The organism is Chloroflexota bacterium (assembly GCA_020161265.1).
Lineage (GTDB): Bacteria > Chloroflexota > Chloroflexia > Chloroflexales > Herpetosiphonaceae > Herpetosiphon.
In genome coordinates, this window is sequence record JAIUOC010000009.1 from 382,034 (window position 1) to 389,409 (window position 7,376).

Genomic DNA, 7,376 nt, shown 5'->3' on the forward strand with positions numbered 1-7,376 from the left:
GTAAACACCCTTCTATCAGCCGTGAGCGGGGTAGTTTTGAACCTGCTTTCGCAGGTGGGTGCCAGCCCTTGAGTCGTACAGCACCAGCCGCACTAGTCGCGGAACCCGGCTCCCCTTCATAAAGTGTTGGCTCAAAACTAATTCCCACCGCACGTACAGCGAAGGGTGCACCCTATTGTACTATAGCCCACTCAGATCTGCAAAAACCACCAACTAGTATCCTAACACTAGAATATCAGCTTAACCAATTTCGTTGGTGCTGGGTGGGTACAAATCACGCAAGCCCTGGGCCGTCGCCCGCATCATATCGATCAATTCGGGTGGCTCTAGCACACGACAATTCTCCAAGTAGCGCAACAGAATTTGGCGCGTTTGCCAGAGATTATGCACCGTGGCCGTCACCAAGGCCGAGCCATCATCACGATATTCAATTTTAGTGTTGGCAAACCAATGGGCAACTTTTTTATTGCGGGCAACGACATCACGCAACTCATATTTAACTGTCCAAGTTGGGCGTTTGGGCAGCGCTGGTGGCAAGACCCGGGGCAAAATTGTTAAGCTGTTTTTGCTGATATAGTCGATGCGATAATCAACATAGCGGCCAATCCGCTCGACCATCTGTTGCGGACCATCAAAACAATAGCCCAAAAGATACATATGGCCATCGCGAGTAAAAATATTAACTGGTCCAACCCGATGCATCTCCTCACCATCACGTTGGCTTGAAGTATAGCGAAAACGAATTTCGCGGCGCTGGGCAAGGGCTTTACGCAAGCTGCGCATAATTTGCGGATCATGTTCATACGGCGCAACTGGGCCAGCCTGCTGCAAAACTGGCTCGCCCACATTCAAGGCTCCACGCCGCTCGATTGGCAAGAAATCGATAATCCGCTCAACCAACCGCCGCACCTGTTGATGATCGGGAAAAGTGCTATTGGCAGTATAGGTTGCATCAAGAAAGCGCAGCGCCGCGATTTCATCGTTGGTTAAATTGAGCAAGGCCAAATCGCCAACGCTGACCAAACGATACCCCACCGAAGCCGTGTATTCGATCACACAACCAAAGACCTCGCGCAAAGCCCGTAGATCGTGGCGGAGCGCCTCGCGGGCCGCTTTGGGATACGCTTCGAGCATCTGGCCATTAACTTCGTCGATCAAGGCCTCGCTGGTTTTGGGGCCGCTGCCCAAACAACGCAGCAACAACATCTGACGCTGCACCTTCATTACCGATGAACGCTTAATCCCGCGTGCTTGTCGTTTTGTGTTCACATATTCCTCACTATTCCAAAATAAGCCCATTCAGATTGTTGTGGTGTGGAACGTGGGGCACATATGGGACTGCAAACAAATTGTACAAGATCAACGACAATCACTCGTGTAGCGAGCAATCGAGGCTCGTCAACAGCTTGCACTGAATGTGGTAGCATAGCAATTATCGGCCAAAGACCAAGGCAATGTTTGTAATTCGTTCTTTTTTGCCTAGGAGGATGCATGAATTACTATCAGGATGTGTTCCCATGGGAAGTCGTCGTCGTAAGCTCGGTCATTTTAGCTTCGATGGCGCTCTTTTCCACAGTTCGTTGGATTTTTCGGCCACAACCTAAAGTGTTTCCAGGCAAACGGATCGTGCTATTCGTGATTTGTCTTGGCTTGATATTTTATGCCTTCCGTTTTGTGCCAAACTTTCGCGATAAATTTGAGCTTGGGCTAAGCACCAATCGCGCCGCAACCAGCGATACCCCGATCGTGCCTGAATTGATGACCCCACGCTTTACCCTCGATAAAAATACGGTCTATCAAGCAGGCGTGCGCACGATTCAGGCCCAACGTGGCTGGACGATTACCAATCGCTCCGATAGCCAAACATCGCTCAAGGTCGATATTAATGTGATGATGGGGATCTTCACCGATGAGTTAACTGTCGCCTTTATTGATGAGGGCGGCCAAACTCGCGTGGATGTTCAATCAGTATCCAAGGTTGGCGGTGCAGATCTTGGGGCAAATCGGCGGCATATTCGCCAGCTGGTACGGGCACTTGAGGAAGATTTAGGCACACCAAGCCAATAAAGCGTTACACCAACAAGGGTAGTTGAATGTGGCTACCCTTGTTGTTAATAATTTCAACTACCACAATTCGCTACGTAAGCCAAGCACTGCGCCTAGCTCACGCAAAGTTGTAGCAGCCAAATCAGCGTCATCAATTTCGCCATTAATACTGGCTTCGGCCAAGGTGATTAACGCTTGTAAACAGGTTGGTGTTTGAAAATCGGCATCAAGTGCTGCGATTGCCTCATTGCGCAGTTCTTCAGCATGAAGTGCGCCACCAGATACGCCACTATTGACTGCCTGTTTGAAGCGTGCAACCGTGCGTTCGCCCCAAGCCACATCATCATCGCTATATTCAAATTGATCGCGATAATAATATTTGAGCAAGCCCAAGCGAATGGCATCGGCGCTGTAGTGTTGCAAGGTTTTGCTAGCCAACACCAAATTGCCCAGCGATTTGCTCATTTTTTCGCCTTCGTAATAGACCATGCCAATATGCGACCAAGCAGCAACATGCGGGCTTTGGCCAGTGAAATTCTCGGCTTGGGCTAATTCGCAAGCATGATGCGGAAATTGTAAATCGCTGCCGCCACCATGAATATTGATCTGCGGCCCGAGATACTCTAACACCATGGCAGTGCACTCGATATGCCAACCTGGCCGACCGCGGCCCCACGGACTATCCCACCATGGCTCGCCGGGCTTGGTCGCTTGCCACAACACAAAATCCAATGGGTCGCGTTTATGGGGATCATCGGGGAAATTGCCACGCTCATTGGCAATCGCCAACATACTGGCATAATCGCTGTGAGCCAAACTGCCAAAATCGGGATCAGCATGGACATTGAAATAGACATTGCCTTGATTTTCATAGGCCACGCCACGCTCGATCAAGCCACTATTTACCTCGATAATTTTGGCGATGGCATCGGTAGCTTTGACATAGTGATTAGGCATACGCACATTCAAGGCATCCATATCACGTAAAAAGCGCTCAGTCTCTTGGCGGCCCAATTCATCCCACGTTAGGCCAAGTTGGGCACTTTTGCGCAAAATATCATCATCAATATCAGTCACATTTTGCACATACAACACTGGCAAGCCTTGCCATTCCAAATAGCGCCGAATCGTATCGTAGACCACATAAGTCCGTGCATGGCCCATATGGGTTGTATCATAGGGAGTCACGCCGCATACATACATGCGCACAAAGCCATCGATTGGCTCCATGGCAACCGAGGTTTGGCGCAGAGTATCATAAAGTAACACGACTAGGCCTCCCCTTGGTCGTCGAGCGTTTGATCAAGCGCATCGTCACGTTCAATTCGCAAACCATCTTCATACGAGCCAGCCCGATCTTCCACGCCACCTGATTCGGCCACTTCAGGATTGGTATATTTGCCATCTTGAAAACCGCTATCGTAGCCAGCTTGGCCCTCGAAGCCTTGATCATCATCACGTTTGGGTGGTTGTTCGGTCATGATTGATCCTCTAACACAGAATTATCCTGTAGTACTGTACCTCAAAAATGGCCAAAATACCGTCAGATCACAATTAACATTGCAACAATCGCTGGCGGCTTGTATCATAGCGGCCATGCAAGCACCACAACCATTAATTATCGCCATCGTTGGCCCAACTGCGGTTGGCAAAACGGCCTTTTCACTCGATTTAGCTCAAGCCTTGAACGGCGAGATCGTCTCAGTCGATTCGCGCTTAGTTTATCGGGGGATGGATATTGGCACAGCCAAACCCACGCCTGCTGAGCAAGCGCTGGTCAAACATCATTTAATCGACGTGGTTAATCCTGATCAGGAATATAGCCTAGCAACCTACCAGGCGGCGGCCTACGCGGCAATTGCCCAAATTCAGCAGCAGGCCAAACAGCCAATTTTGGTGGGGGGCACGGGCCAATATATGGCAGCACTGCTTGAGGGTTGGAGCATTCCCGAGGTTGCGCCAAATTATGAATTACGAACGCGGTATGAGCAACAGGCAACCAGCGAAGGTCATACGGCGCTCCATCAACAACTGCAAACGATCGATCCCGAGGCCGCCAAAGCAATCGACCCAACCAACGTTCGGCGGGTGATTCGCGCCTTAGAAGTTTTTCATGAAACAGGCCAGCCGATCAGTCAACTTCAGCGGCGCAATCCGCCACCCTATCGCATATTAACGCTTGATCTAGAGCGACCGCGCGACGAACTGTATGCCCGCATCGATCAACGAGTTGATGTGATGGTGCGCGAAGGACTGATTGCCGAAGTTTGGGCTTTAATTCGCCAAGGCTATGGCTGGGAGTTACCATCGATGTCGGGGTTAGGCTATGCCGAATTTCGGCCACTGTGGCAAGGCCAGCAAAGTGCTGGCGCTTGCATCAGCCAACTCAAATTCAACACCCATCGTTTTGCCCGCAAACAAGGCGCGTGGTTTCGGCGTTTGCCCAATCGGGTTAGCCTCGATGCCCGTCATACGGATTTACTGGCACAGATGCAGGCGCTGCTTGCTGCAATGCCTGAGCACGCACCAACACATACTGATCACTAGCTTGTTGCAAAAACTGCTCAGGATCACCAGGCACGCTGTAGCCAAGCCGCCCAAAGAGCGCATAAGCCAATTGAGTTGCAATTCGCAAACGTCGATCGGGGGCTAAAACAGCGCGGCGCAGCAAAAAGTTTTGCACTAAATCCATATCGCTTGGGCGCAAGGCAGTAATATTGGGCAAGGTTGCGCCACTATCTTTGAGCGCACTCGCAACTTTATCATCGCGGGTTGATTGCAACAACATCTCAAGCGTCACCCGTTGCCGATCGCGCACCACAAACGTGCTTGCAGCCAAATCTCCCAAACGGCGGGCACGCTTATCGATCAACATCGTGAGCAACCCAGTTGAATAATAGGCTGGAACAAAATCAATTAACCGCAGTAAATTCCGAATCAAGCTGCCAGTGAAGGTTAATGGCTTGCCTGCCTCTTGCACCACTCGAATCCCCAAAAGCCGCTTGCCAGGCGTTTGCCCATTCCAAAAGCGCTCAAAGGCGATATAATAAACCAAGACGGTAAAAATACAGAAGAAAAAGAAAATTCGATAGGCTGCATCACTGGGATTGATATCATTTCCGATATAGACCCGTTGGGCAAGAAACAACAAAATTGAGAAGAAGGCCGTATCGATAACTGCTGCAACAAAGCGTGTGCCGATTCCAGCCACATCATAACCAAACTCAATACTTTCGGGAGTATCAATAATATAGCGATCACTTCCACGATTATCGATCATCTCTATCTCCAACAATATAACTAGTAGAGGAGTAGCTTTATGGTAGCAGAAGATTTTATCAATGCCAAACATCGTGCTTGGGAACGATTAACCCAGCTAACCAGTCGTGCTCAGAGTAATATTATTGCCATGGATGCCACTGAATTGCAAGAGCTAGGCCGACTTTATCGCCAAGCGACCTCAGATTTAGCCCAAGCGCGGCGCGATTTTCCAGGTCATCCCTTGACAATCTATTTAAACGATTTGGTGGCGAAGGGCCATAGCAGCATCTATCGTGAGCGCAATTCGCCAATTACTGGAATAAAAAACTACTTTCTCTATCAACTGCCCCAAGCCTTCCGTGAGCTATTACCATTTACGGGCATAGCATTTTTAGCATTTTTTCTCCCCGCAATTGTGGCTTGGGTCATCAGCTACCAAGATCCGGTGCGAGGGGTAGCCTTAGCGCCTGAATTTCAGCCAGTGATTGACGATATGCGAACCAATACTGAATGGTGGCGCGATTTAAATGACAACAATGCTGAAGGCGCAGTTATGATTTTATCCAATAATATCTTTGTCTCATTTCAAGCATTTGTGGGAGGGTTGACCTTAGGGTTACTCACCCTTTATGCCCTGTATTACAACGGATTAATGCTAGGGATTCTATCCGGAGCAGCTCAAAATTTGGGCTTTGCCGATAACCTATGGGGCTTTATTGCGGCGCATGGACCAGTTGAGTTAAGCATTATCTTTCTTGCTGGTGGTGCTGGCTTACAACTTGCTTGGGCCATTTTACGGCCTGGCATGGTTTCGCGGCGAGCCGCCTTGGCGATTGCAGCGCAACGGTCATTCAAAGTATCAGGAGCAATCGTAATGTTTCTGATTCTAGCGGGATTGATTGAAGGCTTTATTTCGCCGCAATATCTACCATTGTGGTTTAAGATTGCAGTTGGTATTATCAGTGCTGGCAGTATGTATGCCTATCTTTTATTAGCTGGACGCAATGTCCAACAACCAGAATCTGCTGAAGCAAGCGCCTTGAAGCTTGAAACCCCAGCACACTAGAGGATCATAATGAAACGACGAGATCAATTAGCGATTGGTTTGATTTGTGCAGCTTTAGTTGGATGCGGCACACCAGTTGCTAGCCGCCCAACTCCCAAACCGATTGTTAATCTAACAGCGGCACCAACTATCGATTTAGATGCAACCCGTGAAGCCTATAAAAATGAGTTACAACCGACCGCCCAGCCGCTCGGTTTATATATTGTGCGCGATGGCGATACACTTGAATCGATAGCCTTAGCCTTTAATACCAGCGTAGAAGAAATTTCAGCTACCAATAAACTTGAAGATATCAATGTTATTGCAATTGGCCAACCGCTGATCATCCCATCGCTGATTAGTGGCACGAGCAATCTGACAATAACTCTGCCATTAAATCAGTCTAAAGACCTAACTCCAACACCTTGACAACGATTTTCAGCATGCTATACTTTCAGTATAACCTTTATTCGATAACTACCGCAAGGGATAAAGGAGGTGATGCCAATGAATGATAGTAGTCATTGTAGCATCACGGAGGGACTTCTCTAGTCCTATCGTGAAGCGAAAAGACGAAAGCAAACCGCCAGTTCGATGAACTGGCGGTTTCGCATTTTAGGCGAGCGAAGCCAGCTTCGCTCAAGTGCTTTAGCATACACAAAGACACGCTAGATGTTCAACATCTAGCGTGTCTTCGATTGGATGGTACGCATCCCCCTACGTTCCCACAGCGGGTGCTGCAGTAGCCTCGGTGTGTGTCGCGTTCACGGCCTGGTTCGGGATGGAGCAGCGTGGGTCACAACCACCTCGACACGTACCAATGGTAAACCTAACAACAGATAAGCTTGATAACTATAGTTTCAAAAATTGCAATAAACACATCACAGATTGAATGCTTGCCGACGCGCGGCAACCGATGATCGCTCGGCTGTCTGTTGTTGTCTGCTCTACCGTTCACACGGCCTCCACAGCAACCCAGTTCCCGTCTCGTCTCGACGGTGCCTCTCATACATTTCTGCACTCG

The 7,376-nt window shown here is 49.2% G+C and carries 8 protein-coding genes and 1 other RNA gene; 4 read left to right on the plus strand and 5 right to left on the minus strand.

Annotated features, from left to right (window positions below):
• Positions 1-2 precede the first annotated feature (2 nt).
• Positions 3-170: non-coding RNA, 6S RNA (gene ssrS / locus LCH85_21040), on the minus strand.
• Between the two features lie 70 nt (positions 171-240).
• Positions 241-1,269 carry a WYL domain-containing protein gene (locus tag LCH85_21045; protein MCA0354487.1) on the minus strand — a complete coding sequence of 343 codons (1,029 nt, stop codon included), beginning with the start codon at positions 1,267-1,269 and terminating at the stop codon, positions 241-243.
• A gap of 222 nt (positions 1,270-1,491) precedes the next feature.
• On the opposite strand from LCH85_21045, the gene LCH85_21050 reads away from it, so the two are divergent.
• The gene (locus LCH85_21050) at positions 1,492-2,067 is read left to right on the plus strand and encodes a DUF1499 domain-containing protein (GenBank protein MCA0354488.1); all 576 of its coding nucleotides are present in this window, start codon (positions 1,492-1,494) and stop codon (positions 2,065-2,067) included.
• Between the two features lie 57 nt (positions 2,068-2,124).
• Here the strand turns inward: LCH85_21050 and cysS are convergent, their stop codons facing one another.
• Both cysS and LCH85_21060 read right to left on the minus strand, forming a co-directional pair.
• Entirely contained in the window at positions 2,125-3,315 is a 1,191-nt protein-coding gene (cysS, locus tag LCH85_21055) for a cysteine--tRNA ligase (GenBank protein ID MCA0354489.1), read from the minus strand.
• Between the two features lie 2 nt (positions 3,316-3,317).
• Complete coding sequence (locus tag LCH85_21060) at positions 3,318-3,527, minus strand: hypothetical protein (GenBank protein MCA0354490.1); 210 nt, start codon at positions 3,525-3,527, stop codon at positions 3,318-3,320.
• Between the two features lie 115 nt (positions 3,528-3,642).
• On the opposite strand from LCH85_21060, the gene miaA reads away from it, so the two are divergent.
• Positions 3,643-4,593, plus strand: coding sequence for a tRNA (adenosine(37)-N6)-dimethylallyltransferase MiaA (gene miaA, locus LCH85_21065; protein ID MCA0354491.1), 951 nt, complete (start codon positions 3,643-3,645; stop codon positions 4,591-4,593).
• On the opposite strand, the gene LCH85_21070 is transcribed toward miaA, so the two are convergent.
• Positions 4,499-5,326 carry an RDD family protein gene (locus LCH85_21070; protein ID MCA0354492.1) on the minus strand — a complete coding sequence of 276 codons (828 nt, stop codon included), beginning with the start codon at positions 5,324-5,326 and terminating at the stop codon, positions 4,499-4,501. The two genes, miaA and LCH85_21070, sit on opposite strands and share 95 nt — an antisense overlap.
• Positions 5,327-5,365: 39 nt before the next feature.
• On the opposite strand from LCH85_21070, the gene LCH85_21075 reads away from it, so the two are divergent.
• The gene (locus LCH85_21075) at positions 5,366-6,373 is read left to right on the plus strand and encodes a stage II sporulation protein M (GenBank protein MCA0354493.1); all 1,008 of its coding nucleotides are present in this window, start codon (positions 5,366-5,368) and stop codon (positions 6,371-6,373) included.
• 9 nt (positions 6,374-6,382) lie between these two features.
• Complete coding sequence (locus LCH85_21080; GenBank protein ID MCA0354494.1) at positions 6,383-6,781, plus strand: LysM peptidoglycan-binding domain-containing protein; 399 nt, start codon at positions 6,383-6,385, stop codon at positions 6,779-6,781.
• Positions 6,782-7,376: the final 595 nt, after the last annotated feature.

Bases quoted from the DNA above. Each gene is read 5' to 3' on its own strand.
- LCH85_21050 (MCA0354488.1), top strand. From the start codon at position 1,492: ATGAATTACTATCAGGATGTGTTCCCATGGGAAGTCGTCGTCGTAAGC.
- LCH85_21060 (MCA0354490.1), bottom strand. From the start codon at position 3,527: ATGACCGAACAACCACCCAAACGTGATGATGATCAAGGCTTCGAGGGC.
- miaA (MCA0354491.1), top strand. From the start codon at position 3,643: ATGCAAGCACCACAACCATTAATTATCGCCATCGTTGGCCCAACTGCG.
- LCH85_21070 (MCA0354492.1), bottom strand. From the start codon at position 5,326: ATGATCGATAATCGTGGAAGTGATCGCTATATTATTGATACTCCCGAA.
- LCH85_21075 (MCA0354493.1), top strand. From the start codon at position 5,366: ATGGTAGCAGAAGATTTTATCAATGCCAAACATCGTGCTTGGGAACGA.
- LCH85_21080 (MCA0354494.1), top strand. From the start codon at position 6,383: ATGAAACGACGAGATCAATTAGCGATTGGTTTGATTTGTGCAGCTTTA.